Source organism: Solitalea agri, from assembly GCF_023914155.1.
GTDB classification, from domain to species: domain Bacteria; phylum Bacteroidota; class Bacteroidia; order Sphingobacteriales; family Sphingobacteriaceae; genus Solitalea; species Solitalea agri.
On the sequence record NZ_JAMWYS010000024.1, the window covers coordinates 234,031 to 253,758 of the forward strand.

The window sequence follows — 19,728 nt, forward strand, 5'->3', positions numbered from 1 at the left end:
TCAGCAAATATCATCTTTGCGAATAGATCAAAAGTTCATAATTTTAAAATACAACTTTTCACTAAGCGCTCTCGATATGAAAAAAATAATCTCACTTGTACTTCTTTTTATCCTTATCCCAACTATTGAGCAAGTTTTAGCTTGTACAAGAGTGGTTTACAAAGGACAAAATAACCTTATTCTTACTGCCCGCTCAATGGATTGGCAAGAAGATACCCAAACCAATCTTTGGATATTTCCCAGAAGTATGGAACGCAATGGTGAAGTTGGAAAGAATTCGCTTAAATGGAAATCCAAATATGGAAGTGTTATCGCTTCGGCCTACGACATTTGCAGTACTGATGGCATGAATGAAAAAGGTCTTGTGGCCAATATCCTTTGGCTGGTTGAATCCCAATATCCTGTTTGGGATCAGAAGACGCCGGGGTTATCAATTGCGGCATGGGTACAATATGTATTAGACAATTTTAGCACGGTGGCTGAAACTGTTCAGGCTCTTCAAAAAGAAGACTTTACTCTTATAACAGCAAATGTTCCTGGTCAAAACCGGTTAACTACCTTGCATTTGTCAATTTCAGATGCTGCCGGCGATAATGCCATTTTTGAATACATTAATGGCAAACTGATCATTCACCATGACCCGCAATATGTGGTGATGACCAACTCCCCTATTTTTGACAAGCAACTTGCCCTCAACGAATATTGGAAAAGTATAGGGGGAACCGTTATGTTACCAGGAACCAATAGGGCATCTGACCGTTTTGTAAGAGCCTCTTTTTATGTTGATGCGATTCCGAAAACCGACAATGTTCGGTTAGCAGTTGCCAGTGTATTCAGTGTTATCAGAAACTGTTCTGTTCCTTTAGGTATTTCTACTCCTGATCAACCTAACATATCTTCAACCCGTTGGAGAACAGTAGCCGACCATAAAAACCTGGTTTATTATTTCGAGACAACATTAACCCCAAATACTTTCTGGGTCGACTTTAAAGATGTGGATTTTTCAGAAAAAGGAGCTGTTAAAAAGCTGAACTTAACTAATGGAGAAACCTATGCGGGAAATGCCGTCAAACAATTTGTAGCCTCCAAAGCATTTCAGTTCCAAGGGCTATAAGTTAGGGAGGAATCAAAGGCACTTTAAAACAAAAATCACTCATTCTTCTGAACAAAAAAGCTATTTATTAAGAAGAATGAGTGAAAAGGGGAAATTAGTTTTTACTGGTTTTAATCATCAACAAATAGTCCCCATAAACATTTTTACGGGTTTCATTGGTTTCACCTATAATTTTCATCACCATCTTATACTTTCCTTTCACTTTGTAATAAGCATAATTAGCATCAGCGTGATCAAGTTGAATTGAAACGATTTCATTATAACTATTATCATCAAACTGATTAATCCCTATTAATCGGGTTGAACTACCACTTGTAATAGGTAATTTCAGATTAAAGTTGAAAAGAACATCAGTACCAATTGGATATCGTTTTATATTTGCAGGGTCAGCCATTTCATCACTTTTACTTGGTACTGTTAGGTAAAAAGTTGAGTTGGTTGACTCTGAAGTGGCGTTTAGACTACCGTAAGCTGCAGCATCCAATACCAAACGCTCACAATCAATATTCGCATGCCAATCGGGGGAATTAAAACTGAAATGAAGCTTATCTGATGATGAATCAGAATCTGACGGTGTTCCATCATCTTCAGGTTTAGCACAACCGGCAAATAACAAAGCTGTAAAAGCCAATGCAATAATGTAGATTTTTCTCATGTTTTTGGTTCTATTAATCAATATTGTCTTGCCTTTATTAGGCAAATGCTAACGCAATTTATCTTCGCTAAAGATATTCTATAATCATTCAGTTCTCATATACCTAAAGTCAGGTATTTTTTTTGGGAGGGGGATTTTCTTCTTGGCTTCTAAATCGCGGTTATTATAAGCTTCTATTTGTAATGTAACAAGATCTGCTGCTGTCATCTATTTCTACTTATTAAAATGGCTTACCCAAGTGGCATTATTAAAAAGTGTTGAGTGATAAATTCGACCTTTAAAATTCGAATTTATGCTCACCAGCGATTCTTTGAGGCTTTTAAATACAACAGGTGGCACTTTATTGCTGATGGTTATTTTGCGCACAACCGACAAATCAATATCAATATCAAAGGTTGGTTGCTGAGGTTTATCTGAAACAGCTATTAACCTGTATTCATTTTCGGGCTTAAACGGATATCGTTTTAAATAAGGCAAATCATTGATGCTTGCATTTAAGGACGGCAAATCCTGAATACGCTTGTATTGCACTTTGCCATGATGAACATCCTCCAAACTATCTAATATTTTGAAAAGCCGCTCGGGACTAAACTCAATACAACAACCCGCAGTACCATTTGCAAAGGCATTCCAATGGTGTATAGTTTCATTTTGATGAGTTAAGCAAAGTGCATATATACTTTGAGCTCTGCTTTTATTTCGATAGACCTCCATCGTTGCCCGATCGTTATAATCTTCCCAAATACTTGGGTTGATCAATGCCAGCTTTTCACGTTTCAATAAATCAATTAAGAAAGGTATAGTAGTAAAGCGATTAAGCTTTCTTAACTCAGGTTTCATGGGTATCATTATTGGGATTTTACAAACTCTGAATCACCTGCATCATATCGTTGATTCCCCAGTGATCAATGTATTTTCCGTTTTTTAAGCGAACCATATCCATTACTTTTATAGTTACCTTTTTACCGGTTGGCTGACGGCCCATAATTTCCCCCAAATGAGTAGCCGTAATTGTTTTGCGGGTAGCAACCATATCGTTCTCTGCTATTTGTTCCTCAATTTGAATGCTTAGATCGGGAAAACCTTTATGTAAAATGCCTACAAACTGAATAAGACCGCTCACATTATTTGGCATATTTGACGGAATAGTATGGTTCACAAAATGTTCATCCACAAGCTCTGTTAATACTTCCGTATTTCCGTTTTGCAGAAATTCTTTATTAAATCGAATGACAATTTCTTTGTTGCTTTCAATACTCATTTTATACTTTTCAATAGCTAATTCGCTGACAAATAGTAAAACCTAGGCCAAATTAAAGAGGCAAAAAATGGGATTTAAAACTGGTTTCATGCATAGATACATAGGAATAATGCCGTGGAAGAAACCAACCGATGGACCTCATAATGCTTTCATAGTGATCTTCTGATTGAAATTTATCTGGAGTTAAATTAAATACCAGTTCCTGCAAATTTCCTTCGGGCCTCGAACGATTCATCAACAGTAATTTTACTTTATGAATTTCTAACGATTGAAGAAAATCACGGATAACCATTCGAGATTCATGTGGCAACAGCATTTCCGAAGGTTGACCGATCAACACATCTTCCTTCTCCTGAATCACCTCATGCTTGGGTAAATTCCATGAAACCTCCTCACTGTAAAATTCGCTGCGAAGATGAAAATTAAGAATATCGCCGTAAGAGAACACCCAATCTGGATTACCCGTACCGGCATTAATAACAACACCAACGCCTTTTTGAAGTATGAAATCAGTTACCATGTGTTTGATCACATAACACTGAAATGGTTGATTTGGCTTTGGTATTTCAAGTTGAAAGTAAGGGAAACCGTCTGGGCCTTCAACTACCTGTGGGTTGCCGCAAGCGAAACTTGCCTCAACAACATTTCCTAAAAATGCATCTTTCCAAAAATCATCCCTTTTTTCATGGGGAGTTTCAATTAGTCCGGCTAAAATTTTCGTCTTGTTCAGATCACCGTAATAAGGCTCACTCTCAGGCTCAGGTAAAGGAGCGATGCTTTTCTGCCCTTTACTTTTAAAAAAATTAAATAATCCCATAGATCAATGTAGGTGTTGTAGATAATAAGACAATATTACGAACTATTGCAACATCTATTTTTTTGATACCACTAAACCTTGTTCGGGTACCCATTTATCATATTCCATATATTCAGCTACTCTTTTTGCAAAGTCGCGTCCTCCAAATTTTTCAACAAGGTATAAGGCCCCATCAATGCCCGCTGAAATGCCTGCAGTGGTAATAACAGTCCCATTATCAACAAAGCGCGTATTAGGCAGCACGGTTGCACTAGGCACAGCTTTTTTCAAATCGTCGATGCTATCATGGAAAGTGGTTACTGTAAGGCTATCCAATAAACCAGCTTTTCCCAAAATAAAGGCGCCAGTACAAATCGAAAAATAATATTGTGTTGTAGGTTGTCTCGCTTTAATCCATGCAATTACTTCCGGATCATCGGCAGCCCTTCCGGCATTTCCACCGAAAACTGCCAAAACATCAAATGGAGGGGCACTCTTAAGATCATAATCAGGAGTTATCTGTAGAACGCCTTGTGCTTTAATAGGTTGTTTTGTTTTAGAAACAGTAAAAATAGTAGCTCCGGCATATGAAAACACTTCCATCGGACCGGCAAAATCCAATACTTCTACCCCATCCTGTAAATAAAAACAAATGGTGTGGTTCTTTTTGATGGTTTCTGATTTTTTGATCAGTTGCATTTTACAATGCGGACAATTACTAGCTTTATTAAAGATTAATTTATCACATTGATTTCCGCAAGGAGGGCAAACATAACTATCTGATTCATAGGTTTGAGCATAACAAGAGATCGTTACCAATAACAAAAAGATTGAAAAAAGTGTTTTCATGGTGATTTATTTTCTATAAAGTTGTAGTATAAAAGTAAAAAAATCACTAGAAACAGGTATTTAAAAAACAGACAAAAGAAAGTTCTTTATAGTTAAATTATTCTCTATACAGCAGTAGCTCTTCATTACTGGTAGGAGAACTTATCTTTTTAATAAAATGCATCCCACTTTTTTCTAACAAGCGTATGGATTTTACGTTATCGGGTAAAGTAATTGCCGATAGGACCGGAAGGTTAAGCTTTTCTTTGGCGTATCTTAAAATAGCAGCTGTAATTTCCATCCCAAAGCCTTTCCCTTCAAATGCAGGCAAAAAGGCAAAACCAATATCCGGATTTTCGAGATGTTCACGTTTTAGAATACCGCTCATACCAATACGAATGCCACTGCTTTTTTCTTCTACCAGCCATAGTCCAAAACCATTTTCGGCATAGCTTTTCATCGGACCGCTTCGTAAATATTCAATGGCCTGATCCTGGATTTTCACGTTTCTATCGCCTATAAACCTGATCCAACCATCGCTGTTAAGCAACTCGATAATAAAATCGGTATCGTTAAGCGTAAATTCTTTTAAAATTAATCGCTCAGTTTCAAGTATATTCTTCATTCCAATAGTTTAATGTGTTGGCAATTTAACACGAAATATCGCAAATAAAATAGAGTGCACACACAACACGATTACAACTATAGGTCTTGGGGTTAGCTTGTCTGTTATTGATACCCTCATTGATCAGAGGAATCTATGGCCAGATTACAAACATTATACGTTTTAGGAATATAAGAAACAGGGATCAATAATTTTCTCCTTACTACAACCAGTGGTAAGGAGAAAACTTTTAACCGGATTAAATTACTTTTAAAAGGAAAGTAATAATACTCTTTAAGCTTACCAGCATAACAATTATACCGACTAAAAACATGATTGTTTTTGCCGGAATTCTGTAAGAAACTTTTGCAGCTATTGGAGCGGCAAGAGCGCTTCCGATCACCAAGCCCCCCACAACATCCCAATGTATTGTTTTTGCCATGGTAAAAAAGGTAAGAGAGCTTAAAATTGCAACAAAGAACCGTGTGGCTTTAACGGTGCCTAATGAAGTTCTTGGGTTGCGACCTCCTGCTATTAAAGAAGATAAAACAATGGAACCCCAGCCGCCTCCGCCTACTGCATCAATAAACCCTCCCCCAAAACCCAATAAAGAGATTTTTTTAATTTTCTCTCCGCGAAACGTTTTGGATCTATTTTTAATGGATTTTCTCAAAATCATAGCACCTAAACAAAGTGTATATATTGAGACGATGGGTTTTGTATAACCACTATAATGCTCTAATGAAGATAAAAGAAAAGCCCCCAATACTGCTCCGCTTATCCCGGGAATAATTAACAACCAAAACAACCTTTTATTAATATTCCTCATCCTTTTATGCACCCAAGCACCTAAACCACAACTCAATATTTCAGAGAAATGAACTGCTGCACTCGATGAGACCGGAGGAATACCCATGGATAAGGAAAACGTGGTTGAAGTAACTCCGTACGACATACCTATAGCTCCATCTATCATCGCAAAAATAAATCCGGCAATGAGGAAATAATAAAATACGGGACTGACACTTTCAACGTACATTCTGAACTTCAGATCGATAGCAAAGGTTGCTATCAAAGCGATCACAAGAAATGCAAAAACTATAATCCAAATAACACCTTTATTACCTTTTTTAGAAATACCAGCAGGTGTGCTACCAGCAGGATTGATTGGAAGCTGAATTGCAGCTGCAGGGAGGGTATTCTCTCTTGAAGTTAAATTAGTTTCACTCATAAATCAGGACACATTTAACAAAGGTGCATTACAAATATATATAATCTACTGATTAAATAGATTATTGTTGTAAAATATTTTATTTGTGAATCAGGAGCCAAACAAATCAATCATTATAACCAATCTATTATCCTTTAAAGAGATTATTTATCTTACACAAAAATCAATCAATTGGAATCATCGCAAACAGGTTCAATAACCAAAAGCTTCATCATTAGCTTTTACATTGTTGTTGTTTTATGGATCATAAAATGGGTAGAGTTTAAGTTTGAATTAAGCTTTGCTCCTTACGGAATCATTCCCCGTAAGGTGGAAGGTTTAATCGGAATTTTTGCGGCACCCTTTATTCATTCAGATATTCCGCATTTAGTTTCAAATACCTTTCCAATACTAATCACAGGCACCATGATGTGGTACTTTTTCAAAGACCTGGCAACCAAGGTAGTTCTTGGCGTTTACCTTTTATCAGGCATAGGTGTTTGGCTCTTTGCAAGACCGGCCATTCACATTGGTGCTTCTGGCGTTGTTTACGGCTTAACGAGCTTTTTATTTTTCAGCGGGCTTTTTCGCCGTGACCCACGATTATTAGGATTGTCCTTTTTGGTAGTTTTTCTCTACGGAAGTTTATTCTGGGGTCTCTTCCCTTTCGTGCCCGAAGTTTCATGGGAATCACATGTAGCCGGAGGTTTAGCGGGTGTCTTGTTCGCCTTTTTGTATAAAAATAAAGGCCCACAACGAAAAATATATGCGGTTGAAATTGAAGATGAAGACGAATTGGAAAATGAAGAAGATCGGTACTGGGAAATAAAGGATAAGCCGGATGAGGAGCAAGCACAATAATGGCTTACACTAAATGTTTTCAATTAAAAAATCTATACGCTTACGATGATCAACTAATAGTTATGAATGAAGATTTAAGGAACAACAAACTGATATTTCAAAAATAAAAAAGTCCGCATTTGTGTTTAATGCGGACTTTTTTATGAAGTGTTATCAATTACATTCGTTTACGGCCGTGGTAGCTTTGCATACCTACTTTTTGCATACCCACCATACCCATTTGCTGTTGCATCATTTTAATTTGTTCAGCCAGCATTTTGTTCTTATCTAATTTCTTAGCTTCTGCCAATAAGTTTTGTGCTTCGCGTTTATTGCCTTTACTCATGGCAATTCCAGCCAAGCTAAGTTTAGCCATAGCCACGTCATGATCCATGCGTAATCCAATAGCCAATGCTTTCTTAAAATATTTTTCTGATTGAAAGATGCTGCCTTTGGCTTCGCAGGTACCTACCAAAAAGTAATAGTAAGCCTGCTGACCTTGTAACAAAACAGCTTCAGGATTCTTAATACGTTTTAAAAAATAATATGCTTTTTCCATGTTATTCTTTCTCATATAGAAAAAAGCGGCAAGCATATTTTCGTTGCGGAAAAAGAAAACCACAAACAAAATAGAGAACAAAATAGCTAACAAACCCAAAGCAATTTGCCCCATAGTAAACAGGTAAATTGCCAACACAAGTGCAACAACACCTAACGCTAAACGTGAATACTTTAACATGTATCTGATCAATTATAAATTAAATGTTTTAAGCGTTATATGCCTTAAAACGAGGTGCAAAATTAGCTATTGATTTTAGAAGTACGAAGTACAATTTCAGATTATTTTAGAAATACGAAGTACGATCTTAGATTTAAATACCTATCTCCAGATCGTACTTCGTAAATCGTAAATCTCTTTATTTAAAACAACTTTGGATAAAGCTGAGGATCTGCCTCATTCATCATCTCATATATTGCTTCTACAACATCTTCAATGTTCGGTTTAGAGAAATAATCGCCATCCGAACCATAAGCCGGACGATGTTCTCTTGCCGTTAATGTACGAGGTTCGGCATCCAGGTACCTGAAGCCTTTTTGCTCCTCAATCACCTTTTGAACCATGAAAGCAGTAGCGCCTCCAGGCATATCCTCATCAAGGAACAATACCCGGTTGGTTTTCTTCAACGACTCAACGATGGTATGATTGATATCAAATGGCAACAAGGTTTGAACATCAATCAATTCAACCGAAATATCCATTTCCGCCAATTGATGCACAGCCTCATCTGCTACCCGAACACATGAACCGTAAGTTACCAAAGTAACGTCAGTACCTCCTCTTAAAACTTCAGGCTGACCTAACTTAACGGTAAACTCGCCCACATTGGCAGGCAATTTTTCCTTCAAGCGATAACCGTTCAAACATTCAATCACCAAAGCAGGTTCATCTGAGCGCAGTAAGGTATTGTACATACCGGCAGCCTGTGTCATATTACGTGGCACACACAAATGCATACCTCTTAAAGCATTAATCAAAACACCAATTGGTGAACCAGCGTGCCAAATTCCCTCCAAACGATGCCCACGAGTACGAATGATCAGTGGCGCTTTTTGTCCCCGTTTAGTACGGTAAGTTAAAGAAGTTAGGTCGTCGGCTAGTGGCTGCAAACCATAATAAATATAGTCGAGATACTGAATTTCAGTGATTGGACGTAGTCCGCGCATAGCCAAACCTATACCCTGCCCTACAATAGTTGCTTCACGAATACCGGTATCAAAAATACGGTGCTCACCAAACTTCTCCTGCAAACCGGCAAAGCCCTGGTTTACATCTCCAATTTTACCTACGTCTTCACCAAAGGCTAACAAACGAGGATCGCGGGAAAAGTTAGCTTCAAAACAAGCCTGTAAAACTTCACGTCCATCAACTGTTTTAGGAGTGTCAGGAAATTCAGGTTTAATTTCCACCACCTTCAATGGAGAATCTGCTGTGTCGCTAAATAAGTACGTATTGTAACGATCAACATTAGCTTCACGAGCTGCTTTAAACCACTTTATTAGTTTTGCTTTGCCTTCAATATTTTCATTACGTACAATGCGAAGAACACGACGTAAAGCCGCCATTACATCCTTACGTGTTGGATCGATACTTGAACGCAGTACATTTTTATAATACTTTATATCATTTGGAAATTGGCTTTGAAGCTCAATTTCTTCGAAAATAGAAACCACCTCGGTGATCTCCTGCTTGATAGGCGCATTGAAATCCGCCCAAGCCTTTTTCTGAATATCGCGCACATAACGTTTCGCTTCTTCGTCGATCTGGTCAAGCTCTTCATTACTTGCCATACCCGACTCGAGTATCCACTCACGCATTTTTTTAATACAATCGTGATCGGCTTCCCATTCCAAGCGTTCTTTCGACTTATACCGTTCGTGTGAACCCGAAGTTGAGTGGCCTTGAGGTTGAGTAACCTCCTGCACGTGTACCATTACCGGAACATGTTGGTTACGACAGATAGAAGCTGCTGTTTCATAAGCTTCCACCAAACCTGCATAATCCCAGCCTTTAACCCTGATTATTTCAAAGCCTTCACCGTTTTCGTCACGTTGAAAACCTTTTAACAGCTCCGATATATTTTGTTTAGTAGTTTGATATTTCTGACTTACTGAAATTCCATAGCCGTCATCCCAAATTGAGATCAGCATTGGAACCTGTAAAACACCTGCCGCATTTAATGCCTCAAAAAAGTGACCTTCTGATGTACTCGCATCTCCAATGGTGCCAAAAGCGATCTCGTTACCATTATTGGAAAAATGAGTCATATAAGAAAGCTCCTTATTTTCGCGATAAAGCTTTGATGCCTGTGCCAAACCCACCAAACGAATCATTTGTCCGGCAGTACAAGAAATATCTGCTGAAGAATTTTTCATTTGTGTAAGGTTATTCCAGTTACCGTTGTCATCAAGACTACGTGTACCAAAGTGACAGGTCATTCCCCTTCCAGCGGTAGAACTTTCGGCATTTACATCGGCGTGAGCATACAACTGAGCGAAAAACTCGCTAATGTTATACATTCCTGAGGCAAAATGAAAGGTCTGATCGCGGTAATAGCCCGACCTGAAATCGCCTTCCTTAAATACCTTAGCCATCGCAATCTGAGCAAGTTCTTTTCCATCACCAAAAATTCCGAACTTGGCCTTTCCAGTTAGCACTTCTTTGCGGCCAACCAAACTCGCCTGTCGGCTTTCTTGTGCTAAACGGTAGTCAGTAATAACTTCCTGTTTAAACTCTTCAAAGCTCAGCTCCTTGTTCTCTAATAAAGATGTAACCATGTGTTCTTTATCGCTAATCATCATAAGGGTTAAATTGGTCGGCAAAAATAACAAAATTAGCTTGCAATAAGCATTTACAAAGAAAGCTTTAATTAGTTGTCGATGAATCGGTTATTTACAATGTAATTTACCAGTTCATAAACAATACGATAGCAGGTGCTGTTTATTTATCAAACGAGGCTCTTTGATCAAAAACTTATATCATCAAACTGTTACAATTATATATAACTGTAATGCAACTAATTAGGCAAGGCGCACGTTTAAACAAGTAAATATATTTGGTATTATATTTGAACATTTTTGTATCATTGAAATATTAAATACAACTAAAGAAACAACTAAAAATCAAACAGTATGAAAAAGTTATTATTGTTAGGGTTCATAATTTTTGCGGGGTTTAACCTTGCAAAGGCACAGTCAGCCGAATTTAAATTTGAAAAAGAAGTGCATGATTTCGGTAAAATCAAAGAAGGTGTTGTAGCTACTTACGATTTCAAATTTACTAACGTTGGAGATGAGCCTTTAATTATTACAAACGTTACAGCTCCTTGTGGCTGTACCATTCCAAAATGGACCAAAGAGCCTGTTAAAAAAGGTGAAACCGGTATCGTAACTGTTTCTTATAACAGTGCTGGCCGTCCAATGCCATTTAACAAAAACGTAACGATCACTTCTAACTCAAAAACACCTAGTAAAGTACTTTACATTAAAGGTGAAGTTGAGCCAGCTGCTAAACCTGCCGGAAAGTAATTTCCAGTTTGGGTTTCGTATAAAAAATAAAAAAGTCCTCTGCTTAGCGGGGGACTTTTTTATTTTTGTACAAATGCCCAAAATATCGACCAAAGGGCTCCAAATGCCCGCTTCGCCCATCCGTAAATTGACTCCTTTTGCCGACAAAGCTAAAAGTGAGGGAAAAACCGTTTACCATTTGAATATCGGCCAGCCTGATATTGAAACGCCTGAAGGCATGATCAATGCCATCAAAAACATTGATTTTAAAGTTTGGGCTTATACCCAGTCTGAAGGTACCGTTCAATACAGGAATAAATTAGCCGAATACTATCAAAACCATGGTTACAATATCACTCCTACTGATATTTTGGTAACTGATGGAGGTTCTGAGGCTTTGACCATTGCCATCAGTGCCTGCATTGATCATGGTGAAGAAGTAATTGTGCCGGAACCATTTTACGCCAATTACAATGCTTTCACCTGTTTATCAGATGTGGTGATCAAGCCAATTCAATCGTATATCGAAACTGGTTTCGCACTCCCTCCTATCAGTGAGTTTGAACGGATGATCACACCCAAGACCAAAGCTATTTTGATATGCTCTCCAAATAATCCAACCGGCTATTTGTATTCAAGGGAGGAGTTAGAAGAACTTAAAGAATTAGTGATCAAGCACGACCTGTTCCTGATTTGTGATGAGGCCTACCGCGAATTCTGTTATGATGGAAAAGAGTTTATTTCACCGGGTCATTTAGATGGCTTGGAAAATCATTACATCATGATTGACACTGTTTCTAAAAGATACAGTGCTTGTGGTGCTCGTTTAGGGGCAATGGTTACCCGTAATAAAGAGGTGTTTGCTGCCTCACTAAAATATGCACAGGCTCGCTTAGCGCCTCCGGCAGTAGCTCAAATTGCCGCTACCGCAGCCATTGACACCCCTCAGTCTTATTTTGATAAGGTTATTAACGAATATGCTGAACGCCGTAATTTGCTGGTAAGCACACTTAATAAAATTGAAGGTGTTTATTGCCCAAATCCGGGTGGTGCTTTTTATGCCATAGTTCGCTTGCCGATTGATGACAGTGACCGGTTTTGTGAATGGATGCTCGACAAGTTCTCTTATGAAAATCAAACGGTGATGATGGCTCCGGCTACAGGTTTTTACTCAACACCTGGGGCAGGACGAAATGAAGTGCGTATGGCTTATGTGATCAACCAGCAAGATTTAAAGAAGGCTTTAATATGCTTGGAGAAGGCATTATTAGAATACCCGGGGCGAATTGTTACCGGGAAAGCCGAATCAGCTAAAGCCTCTTATTAAGAGTATAAGATAATCTTTATCGAAAGCGTCATTATTTAATTAATGGCGCTTTCTTTTTATAGACTTTTGTAAAACCATACCGGATAAATTTCTCCGGCTTTAAACTCGTCCTTCTTTTCATCCAACTCCATAAACGCGTTAGCAGAAGTTAAAATGGCAAAATCGCCTGAACCATTCGTTAAGTGAGGATTTGCATGCAATGAACCCTGACTTGTAACTTGAACATTAACCGGAATAAAATAGGTCAAGGGTTTATCAAACTTTACATCTTTAGTCAATACTGCTTGCATTTGAACTGGCACAGGATTCATCTGAAGTGATTGATAAAGCCATGGCAGCACATACCGATGCAAGCACATAAATCCAGAGACAGGGTTGCCGGGTAAGCCAAAGAATGGAACATTTTTATCGGAAACAGCAAACAACAGGGGTTTCCCCGGGCGTTGCTTTACTTTATGAAACCTGGTGGCAACATTTAGTTCCTTTAAAACTTCTGGAATGTAATCGAACTTACCGGCTGAAACGCCTCCTGAACAAATGATCAGATCATACTGGGCAAAAAGGTTGGAGAACTCTTTATGTAAAGTTTCCTTATCATCTTTGATATGATGAATATAAGCCTCCACTCCTATTTCATTTAACACGGACTGAAAGGCATACACATTTGAAATGCGTAACTGATGGAGCTTGGGCTCTTCATTTATCGCTATCAACTCATCGCCTGTGGCAACCAATGCTATTTTAGGTTGTCGACTTACTCGAATATTTGTTTTTCCGACCGTGGCTAATACGGCTATTTCAGCACCGGTAATCTTTATGCCGGGATAGAGCAAGGCTTCACCTTTTTTAACATCGCTACCTTGCTGATGAATATTTTGTCCCTTTTGAATTCCCTTGATAATGCTAAAAGTGTTCTGATTACGAAAAATATCTTCGTAAGGAACAACCGTATCGGTGTTATCAGGTAAAATTGCACCGGTCATGATTTCTATGCAACCATTGTGCTGAAGTTTCTGCTGCTGAAATCCAGCGGCCTGCAAGCCTTGAATTTCAAAATCAGTTCGACCGTTTTCATAATCTTGAAAGTTCAAAGCTATACCGTCCATCGTAACACGATCAAATGGCGGAAACGGACGATCGGCATAAATCGTTTCTCTTAAGATGCGGCCATGTGCTTGAGTGATTGAAACCTCTTCTATTCCAAAATCGACAGCAGTATTCATTACGCAAGCAAAAGCTTCTTGAACTGTTAGCATATCCAGTGATTAAATTAGGGATGGGCCGCTACCCATACACTTCCATCTTCAAAATATTCCTTCTTCCAAATTGGCACCGTTTCTTTTAAGGTATCAATTACAAATTCACAGGCTGCAAATGCCGCTTTACGATGAAAAGCAGCAACAGCAATAACCACCACCACTTCTCCGGGCTGTTTTTCTCCCACAACATGGTGAATGGCCACTTCTTTAATATCGAACTCTTCCTTTGCCCTTTCGGCAATTTTCTCCATCTCAAGAAGCGCCATTGGTGCGTAGCATTCAAAGAAAAGCTTTTCAACTTTCTTGCCTTTAGTGTGATTTCTTACCGTTCCAACGAAAACATTAATGCCTCCATATTCAGGTTTATTCACCAACGACGCGACATTGGCAACTTCAATGGACTCCACTAGTTGAATTAATGTATTCATAAGCTTATTATCCCCCACTTACAGGTGGAATTAATGCAATTTCATCTGTTGAGCTAAGCATAATATGATCTTCTGCATAATTCATATTTACAGCGATCATTAAGGAGTTTAATTTTTGTAAAAGAGGAAATGACTGATACAAATGTTCACGCAAGTGTCCCACTGTATAAAACTCATCATTTGGACAATAAACCGAAGAACCAATAATGTCCTTGGTCACTCCGAATAACAAAACCGTATAGCTCATTATCTATTAAGCATTAGCGTTCATTAACAATCGTATTCCGGCATAGCACACCAATAAAGCAGTGGCAATGGTCACCCACTTTTCGCTGAACTTTTTGGCACTTAAACGAGTTCCTATCTGTCCTCCGACAATGACACAGATCATCAACGGAACTGTAAACAGCACATCAAAATGAACCTGCTTCCGTGAAAGCTGACCTAATATTCCGGCTATTGAATTTACCAGGATAAAAAAACTGCTCAAGCCTGCAATATTTTTGGCCGTATCGAAATGAGCCAGTTTAAGTAAAGGAGACAGAAAAATGCCACCTCCGATGCCAGTCATTCCGCTTAAACCACCGATAAAGCCACCGGCAGCGCTAAACTTATAAACTGATGGGGTTTCTGTCTGCACTTTTTGTTCATTATAAAGAGGAAGCAAACGGTAAAACATCAACAATGCCGAAATGATCAGCGATGTTCCTAAGATCCAAAAGAAGGTATGCTCTTTCAAAGGAATGTAGCTTCCCAGAAATGCTAAAGGCACGCTAGCAACACTTATCCAAAGCGCTTTCTTCAGGGGCAAAAAGCCTTGTTTATAAAAAGTTATTACGCCACCTGTCACCACTACAATATTGCACAGCAAGGCGGTTGATTTCATCAGGTACATATTAATACCGAACAAAGCCATAATGGCCATGTAGCTCGAACCGCCACCAAATCCGGCGGTTGAATAAACTAATGCTATAATGAAAAAGAGTAGGCAAAGCTGATAATCCATTTTAATAATTATGAATTTTAAATTGCGAATTAAGAATTGTGATAACCCTAATTTTAATAACAAGTTTTCAATTCCTTTAAAATCAATAAAGTTGTAAAGAATTATCTACCTCTCGGGCCCAACGATCAATACCACCTTCCAGATTGTAAACAGTAGTAAAACCTTTGCTAAGCAATTCTTCACAAGCTATTCGGCTTCTGATTCCGTGGTGACAAATTAAAACCACCGGGTTCATGGGATCAAGTTCACCTACTCGCATCCTAATTTCTCTTAAAGGAATATGAACAGCGCTCTCTATTTCACAGTAAACGAGCTCATACTGCTCACGAACATCAATCAATTGCAATGCTTCATTAAGCGCTAATTTTTGAGCTAGCTCTAATGGAGTAATGCTCATTAATGTTGATGAGCAAAGCGTTTTATAATCATCAGACCTTAACTGCGTAATGTTTTGATTTTCTTGTTTAGGTTGAAATTTGAAAACGGATTGTTTGTTGTTGAGTGTATCGATGGTTAACAGCTTGTTCGTTAATACTTCTCCAATACCGGCAATTACTTTCACCACCTCATTGGCCTGATAACAACCGATGATACCAGGCAAAACTCCCAAAACCCCGTTTGCATTACAATCAGCAACAACTCCATTTTCAGGAGCGGCAGGAAACAAACAACGGTAGGTTGCACCACCCTGATAATTAAACACACTTACTTGCCCTTCATATTGATGGATAGCCCCGTAAACAAAGGGTTTATTTAGTATTACGCAAGCATCATTAATTAAATAGCGGGTTTGAAAATTATCGGTACAATCAACAATAACATCAAACAAACTAATGATCAACAGAGCATTATTAACAGTCAATTGTTCATTAAAGCACAAAAATTCAACGTCGGGATTGAGCCGTTTCAATCGCTCAACAGCTACTCTCGCTTTTGAACTTCCAATTTCATCTGTAGCATACAACACCTGGCGATGAAGGTTATTTTCACTGATAGTATCATGATCCATCACCCCGATTTTGCCGACTCCCATCCCTGTAAGATATTGCAAGACCGGAACACCCAAGCCTCCTGCTCCTATTACCAATACTGATGAGTTAAGCAGCTTCAATTGCGCCTGCTCACCGAAATCTTTTAGTAGCACTTGCCTGTTATATCGTTCACGGTTAAAATCCATACCAAACCTTATTTATTCAATTTTTATTAAAATCACCCACATAACGGCCGAACACTATCTAATATTTCACAAATTCCAACAATAAACCCATCATTTGAACAGAAATTATATACAAACTTTCAATTATTTCGTTAAAAATATGATTTTAATCAACAAAAAACATATTTAATAAAGCAAAATGTTAAAATTTAAATGATAAAAATCTAAAATTTTAACATAAATACATTTAATATTTCAAAATAATCTATATTAGCCCTATTACAATTCATTAATAATGAAAATTCGAATTAAAGCCAACACAATCAGATTTCGTTTAGATAAAGATGACATCAATTCGATCAATAATAGTGGTTTTGTAAAAGAAGAAACACAGATCGCCGGAGGAAAGCTTCATTTTTGTATAAAATCAAAACCTATTGAAAATGCTCTTATAAAATTGGACCCATATTCGGTTCATCTTTTAATTCCTGCAGCACAATTAATGGAGTGGGCCGGCAATAATATCAACGGCTTATATATAACCTTGATCAACGATGACGGCTCGGAGCTAAAGATTTCAATTGAAAAAGACTATAAATGCTTAACCGAACGAGAGGAAGATGAATCAGCCGCGTTCGACAATCCTTTATCTGCCCATAACTGCTAAAACATGCTGATTGACAAATTCGGACGTAAGATAAACTACCTGCGATTGGCCATTACCGATCGCTGTAACCTGCGTTGCAGTTATTGTATGCCCAAAGACCAGCATTTTTTAAACCGCGAAGAACTGCTTACCTACGAAGAAATACTGTTTTTGGTAGACTCATTAAGTAAAAATGGAGTTAACAAAGTAAGAATTACAGGCGGAGAACCATTTGTACGTAAAGATGTTCCGGCTTTATTAAAAGAACTCTCTAAACTTGAAACGATTGACCAATTTTCGATCACCACCAACGGTGTTTTAACCAATACTTACCTCGACGAACTTCAGCAATCGAGATTTAGCAGTGTTAATTTAAGTTTAGACACCTTAAATCGAAAAAAATTCTTTGCCATTACTCGTCGCGACGAATTTGAGACTGTAAAACAATCTTTTGAATCATTATTTGCCCATAATTTCAAACTAAAAATAAACATGGTGGTAATTGACGATTTTAACATCAACGAGATATATGATTTTGTTGAACTAACCAGAAACCATCCTATTGACGTTCGGTTTATTGAAGAAATGCCTTTTAATGGCCTTGAAAACTCTTATTCGGGCATTAAATGGAACTATGCCACCATACGTGATCATATTGAAAAACGTTATTGCCTAACCAAATTACCTGATACCCCTAATGCTATTGCCCGTAACTACCAGGTTGAAGATTTCAAAGGAACGATAGGTATTATTCCAGCTTACTCGCGTACACTTTGTGGCAGTTGCAACCGCTTACGAATTACGGCTACCGGTGGACTGAAATTGTGTTTGTACGGTGAAGATGTTCTAAATGTAAGGGATCTTATTCGTGAAGGTATTGGCGAAAAAGAACTTATCAATACAATCCAGGCTGCTATTTTAACTAAACCTCTAAATGGCATTGAAGCCGAACAACAAAACAACCACATCCACCAAAGCATGTCGATGATTGGCGGGTAAAACCTTTAAGAGCTTTCCCAAAATCCAGTTTTCAATTATTTATAATAAGCAATAAGAGCAAGAGTAACCCATAATTTCACTTGCTTGAGAGCAGCTAATGCCCTATATTTGCAACCTTACACAAATGGGCTCGACCGGAATTGACAGGGTGGAAGATTTGTGTGTAAGCATGCCAGGCGTTGTTGGGAGTGCCTGTAAAAGAAAACCTTCAACCTATAAATGGCGAAAATAACTACGCTCTTGCTGCGTAATCTTCACAGGATGTGAATTTACTTTTATCTAGCATAGTGCTAGAGGCAAGATGTTCCCCAAAAGCGCAATCCTTCCGCGTTTGACCCGGGGGCACTAAAAAGAAGGAATAAGGTTAGTAACGCTTCGCAGCTGACCCGACAATTAAAGAAGCTAAGCTGTAATTAGCCTGTAGGCGGGCAGGTTACGGTCGACAATTAAACACCAACTAAGCATGTAGAAAGCGCAACAGGTCCCATGTTTGGACGAGGGTTCGAATCCCTCCGGGTCCACAGACGGAAAAACAAAATCCTCATTCAGCACTGAATGAGGATTTTTGTTTTTATATCATTTACTTAAGCATTCTCCTGCAATGGAGTGGCGAACCATTCTAATCACAGCCTTGTTCCGATCACGGACTTTTGATCGATCAACTTCAATGGTACTTGATATTAAGTAGGCGTTCTGCAACTTTTCGCCTCCGTCCCGATAGCAATCGGGAGCGGACCGAATATTCCCGATCCCGGTTGAACCGGGACGTCCAATTCGCCTTCAAACCTTACCGCACCGGCCTGAATTGGCCAAGGTTCCTTACGGAAATATTGAATGATGTTACATCTGAAGTGCATAATGTACTTTGTAAAATCATTGTATTCGCGCGCTGGGAAGACAAAACGGCGGGCCATGCGTTGGGCTGTGTGAGGTAGCTTCGTTTTGTCTTGATTCTTTGGATACTTTCTCATCAAGGAGAAAGTATCTAGGCGTTCGGCCGGCTATGAGGCCGACCATCAGAAGTTTAATACGCTTATAGTCATTCAACAATGAATTTCATATTGAACTAGGTATTCGCCTGTCCAAGCGATCAATTTCAACAGTATTTTTTATTTCACCTGCCTTCCTGCAATTTTTCGCCTCCGTCCTGCTAGCAATCGGGAGAGGACCGAATATTTCCGATCCCGGTTGAACCGGGACTTCCAATTCGCCTTCAAACCTTACCGCACCGGCCTGAATTGGCCAAGGTTCCTTACGGGAATATTGAATGATTTAGGGCTATTCCTCCCATGTTGTTCGTCTAATATCAATACCAGGACTTCCTCTCAACAGCGAATGAGAAGGGTTAGTCATAGGAACTATCTACCCCTAAGTCGGATCATACTAGACGTATACTCGACGCATACTTGACGTATACTAGACGTATACTAGGCGTATACTCGACGCATATACCATATAATACGACCTTATATAAACCCTTGACATGCTAAATGAACCATTTTGGTGCAATGCGAACGAACTGATTGATAATTGA

The 19,728-nt window shown here is 38.6% G+C and carries 20 protein-coding genes and 1 other RNA gene; 7 read left to right on the forward strand and 14 right to left on the reverse strand.

The window, feature by feature from the left end; all coding sequences use genetic code 11:
• The first annotated feature begins 76 nt into the window (after positions 1-76).
• Positions 77-1,114: a linear amide C-N hydrolase gene (locus NF867_RS05730; protein WP_252586711.1), complete on the forward strand. Its 1,038-nt coding sequence runs from the start codon at positions 77-79 to the stop codon at positions 1,112-1,114.
• A 94-nt stretch (positions 1,115-1,208) separates the two neighbouring features.
• On the opposite strand, the gene NF867_RS05735 is transcribed toward NF867_RS05730, so the two are convergent.
• The 7 genes from NF867_RS05735 to NF867_RS05765 all read right to left on the reverse strand — a co-directional run bounded on the left by NF867_RS05735 (position 1,209) and on the right by NF867_RS05765 (position 6,489).
• Positions 1,209-1,769 carry a hypothetical protein gene (locus NF867_RS05735; protein WP_252586712.1) on the reverse strand — a complete coding sequence of 187 codons (561 nt, stop codon included), beginning with the start codon at positions 1,767-1,769 and terminating at the stop codon, positions 1,209-1,211.
• A 213-nt stretch (positions 1,770-1,982) separates the two neighbouring features.
• On the reverse strand, positions 1,983-2,609 hold the full coding sequence (locus tag NF867_RS05740) for a hypothetical protein (RefSeq protein ID WP_252586713.1): 627 nt from the start codon (positions 2,607-2,609) through the stop codon (positions 1,983-1,985).
• 19 nt (positions 2,610-2,628) lie between these two features.
• The gene (locus NF867_RS05745; RefSeq protein WP_252586714.1) at positions 2,629-3,030 is read right to left on the reverse strand and encodes an ester cyclase; all 402 of its coding nucleotides are present in this window, start codon (positions 3,028-3,030) and stop codon (positions 2,629-2,631) included.
• Positions 3,031-3,082: 52 nt separating this feature from the next.
• Positions 3,083-3,847, reverse strand: a complete 765-nt coding sequence (locus tag NF867_RS05750) for a hypothetical protein (protein ID WP_252586716.1) — start codon at positions 3,845-3,847, stop codon at positions 3,083-3,085.
• Positions 3,848-3,901: 54 nt separating this feature from the next.
• Positions 3,902-4,675 carry a DJ-1/PfpI family protein gene (locus tag NF867_RS05755; RefSeq protein WP_252586718.1) on the reverse strand — a complete coding sequence of 258 codons (774 nt, stop codon included), beginning with the start codon at positions 4,673-4,675 and terminating at the stop codon, positions 3,902-3,904.
• A 97-nt stretch (positions 4,676-4,772) separates the two neighbouring features.
• Entirely contained in the window at positions 4,773-5,279 is a 507-nt protein-coding gene (locus NF867_RS05760) for a GNAT family N-acetyltransferase (RefSeq protein ID WP_252586720.1), read from the reverse strand.
• A gap of 238 nt (positions 5,280-5,517) precedes the next feature.
• Entirely contained in the window at positions 5,518-6,489 is a 972-nt protein-coding gene (locus tag NF867_RS05765) for a sulfite exporter TauE/SafE family protein (RefSeq protein ID WP_252586722.1), read from the reverse strand.
• A gap of 171 nt (positions 6,490-6,660) precedes the next feature.
• On the opposite strand from NF867_RS05765, the gene NF867_RS05770 reads away from it, so the two are divergent.
• Positions 6,661-7,329: a rhomboid family intramembrane serine protease gene (locus NF867_RS05770; protein ID WP_252586725.1), complete on the forward strand. Its 669-nt coding sequence runs from the start codon at positions 6,661-6,663 to the stop codon at positions 7,327-7,329.
• 157 nt (positions 7,330-7,486) lie between these two features.
• On the opposite strand, the gene NF867_RS05775 is transcribed toward NF867_RS05770, so the two are convergent.
• Positions 7,487-8,047 carry a tetratricopeptide repeat protein gene (locus NF867_RS05775; RefSeq protein WP_252586727.1) on the reverse strand — a complete coding sequence of 187 codons (561 nt, stop codon included), beginning with the start codon at positions 8,045-8,047 and terminating at the stop codon, positions 7,487-7,489.
• 182 nt (positions 8,048-8,229) lie between these two features.
• Positions 8,230-10,668, reverse strand: a complete 2,439-nt coding sequence (locus NF867_RS05780) for an alpha-ketoacid dehydrogenase subunit alpha/beta (protein ID WP_252586729.1) — start codon at positions 10,666-10,668, stop codon at positions 8,230-8,232.
• Positions 10,669-10,998: 330 nt separating this feature from the next.
• Here NF867_RS05780 and NF867_RS05785 point away from each other — a divergent pair, with 330 nt between their 5' ends.
• Positions 10,999-11,394, forward strand: coding sequence for a DUF1573 domain-containing protein (locus tag NF867_RS05785; RefSeq protein ID WP_252586731.1), 396 nt, complete (start codon positions 10,999-11,001; stop codon positions 11,392-11,394).
• A gap of 73 nt (positions 11,395-11,467) precedes the next feature.
• A complete protein-coding gene (locus NF867_RS05790) occupies positions 11,468-12,700 on the forward strand; it encodes a pyridoxal phosphate-dependent aminotransferase (protein ID WP_252586733.1) in 1,233 nt (410 codons plus the stop codon).
• Positions 12,701-12,756: 56 nt separating this feature from the next.
• On the opposite strand, the gene NF867_RS05795 is transcribed toward NF867_RS05790, so the two are convergent.
• From NF867_RS05795 to NF867_RS05815, 5 genes are all read right to left on the reverse strand, one after another.
• Positions 12,757-13,956 (reverse strand): molybdopterin molybdotransferase MoeA, encoded by a 1,200-nt coding sequence (locus NF867_RS05795; RefSeq protein ID WP_252586735.1) that lies wholly within the window; start codon positions 13,954-13,956, stop codon positions 12,757-12,759.
• 14 nt (positions 13,957-13,970) lie between these two features.
• Positions 13,971-14,387 (reverse strand): molybdenum cofactor biosynthesis protein MoaE, encoded by a 417-nt coding sequence (locus tag NF867_RS05800; protein ID WP_252586737.1) that lies wholly within the window; start codon positions 14,385-14,387, stop codon positions 13,971-13,973.
• Positions 14,388-14,394: 7 nt separating this feature from the next.
• Positions 14,395-14,634 (reverse strand): MoaD/ThiS family protein, encoded by a 240-nt coding sequence (locus NF867_RS05805; RefSeq protein ID WP_252586739.1) that lies wholly within the window; start codon positions 14,632-14,634, stop codon positions 14,395-14,397.
• Positions 14,635-14,640: 6 nt separating this feature from the next.
• Positions 14,641-15,393, reverse strand: coding sequence for a sulfite exporter TauE/SafE family protein (locus NF867_RS05810; RefSeq protein WP_252586740.1), 753 nt, complete (start codon positions 15,391-15,393; stop codon positions 14,641-14,643).
• An 82-nt stretch (positions 15,394-15,475) separates the two neighbouring features.
• Positions 15,476-16,570: a HesA/MoeB/ThiF family protein gene (locus NF867_RS05815; RefSeq protein WP_252586741.1), complete on the reverse strand. Its 1,095-nt coding sequence runs from the start codon at positions 16,568-16,570 to the stop codon at positions 15,476-15,478.
• Positions 16,571-16,844: 274 nt separating this feature from the next.
• Here NF867_RS05815 and NF867_RS05820 point away from each other — a divergent pair, with 274 nt between their 5' ends.
• The 3 genes from NF867_RS05820 to ssrA all read left to right on the forward strand — a co-directional run bounded on the left by NF867_RS05820 (position 16,845) and on the right by ssrA (position 18,718).
• The gene (locus NF867_RS05820; protein ID WP_252586743.1) at positions 16,845-17,216 is read left to right on the forward strand and encodes a DUF7009 family protein; all 372 of its coding nucleotides are present in this window, start codon (positions 16,845-16,847) and stop codon (positions 17,214-17,216) included.
• 3 nt (positions 17,217-17,219) lie between these two features.
• Complete coding sequence (moaA, locus tag NF867_RS05825; protein ID WP_252586745.1) at positions 17,220-18,194, forward strand: GTP 3',8-cyclase MoaA; 975 nt, start codon at positions 17,220-17,222, stop codon at positions 18,192-18,194.
• 126 nt (positions 18,195-18,320) lie between these two features.
• Positions 18,321-18,718: a transfer-messenger RNA gene (gene ssrA / locus NF867_RS05830) on the forward strand.
• Positions 18,719-19,728: the final 1,010 nt, after the last annotated feature.

Excerpts from the sequence above, each read along its gene's own strand:
- NF867_RS05730 (WP_252586711.1), top strand. The coding sequence starts at position 77 with ATGAAAAAAATAATCTCACTTGTACTTCTTTTTATCCTTATCCCAACT.
- NF867_RS05735 (WP_252586712.1), bottom strand. The coding sequence starts at position 1,769 with ATGAGAAAAATCTACATTATTGCATTGGCTTTTACAGCTTTGTTATTT.
- NF867_RS05740 (WP_252586713.1), bottom strand. The coding sequence starts at position 2,609 with ATGAAACCTGAGTTAAGAAAGCTTAATCGCTTTACTACTATACCTTTC.
- NF867_RS05745 (WP_252586714.1), bottom strand. The coding sequence starts at position 3,030 with ATGAGTATTGAAAGCAACAAAGAAATTGTCATTCGATTTAATAAAGAA.
- NF867_RS05750 (WP_252586716.1), bottom strand. The coding sequence starts at position 3,847 with ATGGGATTATTTAATTTTTTTAAAAGTAAAGGGCAGAAAAGCATCGCT.
- NF867_RS05755 (WP_252586718.1), bottom strand. The coding sequence starts at position 4,675 with ATGAAAACACTTTTTTCAATCTTTTTGTTATTGGTAACGATCTCTTGT.
- NF867_RS05760 (WP_252586720.1), bottom strand. The coding sequence starts at position 5,279 with ATGAAGAATATACTTGAAACTGAGCGATTAATTTTAAAAGAATTTACG.
- NF867_RS05765 (WP_252586722.1), bottom strand. The coding sequence starts at position 6,489 with ATGAGTGAAACTAATTTAACTTCAAGAGAGAATACCCTCCCTGCAGCT.
- NF867_RS05775 (WP_252586727.1), bottom strand. The coding sequence starts at position 8,047 with ATGTTAAAGTATTCACGTTTAGCGTTAGGTGTTGTTGCACTTGTGTTG.
- NF867_RS05780 (WP_252586729.1), bottom strand. The coding sequence starts at position 10,668 with ATGATGATTAGCGATAAAGAACACATGGTTACATCTTTATTAGAGAAC.
- NF867_RS05785 (WP_252586731.1), top strand. The coding sequence starts at position 10,999 with ATGAAAAAGTTATTATTGTTAGGGTTCATAATTTTTGCGGGGTTTAAC.
- NF867_RS05790 (WP_252586733.1), top strand. The coding sequence starts at position 11,468 with ATGCCCAAAATATCGACCAAAGGGCTCCAAATGCCCGCTTCGCCCATC.
- NF867_RS05795 (WP_252586735.1), bottom strand. The coding sequence starts at position 13,956 with ATGCTAACAGTTCAAGAAGCTTTTGCTTGCGTAATGAATACTGCTGTC.
- NF867_RS05800 (WP_252586737.1), bottom strand. The coding sequence starts at position 14,387 with ATGAATACATTAATTCAACTAGTGGAGTCCATTGAAGTTGCCAATGTC.
- NF867_RS05805 (WP_252586739.1), bottom strand. The coding sequence starts at position 14,634 with ATGAGCTATACGGTTTTGTTATTCGGAGTGACCAAGGACATTATTGGT.
- NF867_RS05810 (WP_252586740.1), bottom strand. The coding sequence starts at position 15,393 with ATGGATTATCAGCTTTGCCTACTCTTTTTCATTATAGCATTAGTTTAT.
- NF867_RS05815 (WP_252586741.1), bottom strand. The coding sequence starts at position 16,570 with ATGGATTTTAACCGTGAACGATATAACAGGCAAGTGCTACTAAAAGAT.
- NF867_RS05820 (WP_252586743.1), top strand. The coding sequence starts at position 16,845 with ATGAAAATTCGAATTAAAGCCAACACAATCAGATTTCGTTTAGATAAA.
- moaA (WP_252586745.1), top strand. The coding sequence starts at position 17,220 with ATGCTGATTGACAAATTCGGACGTAAGATAAACTACCTGCGATTGGCC.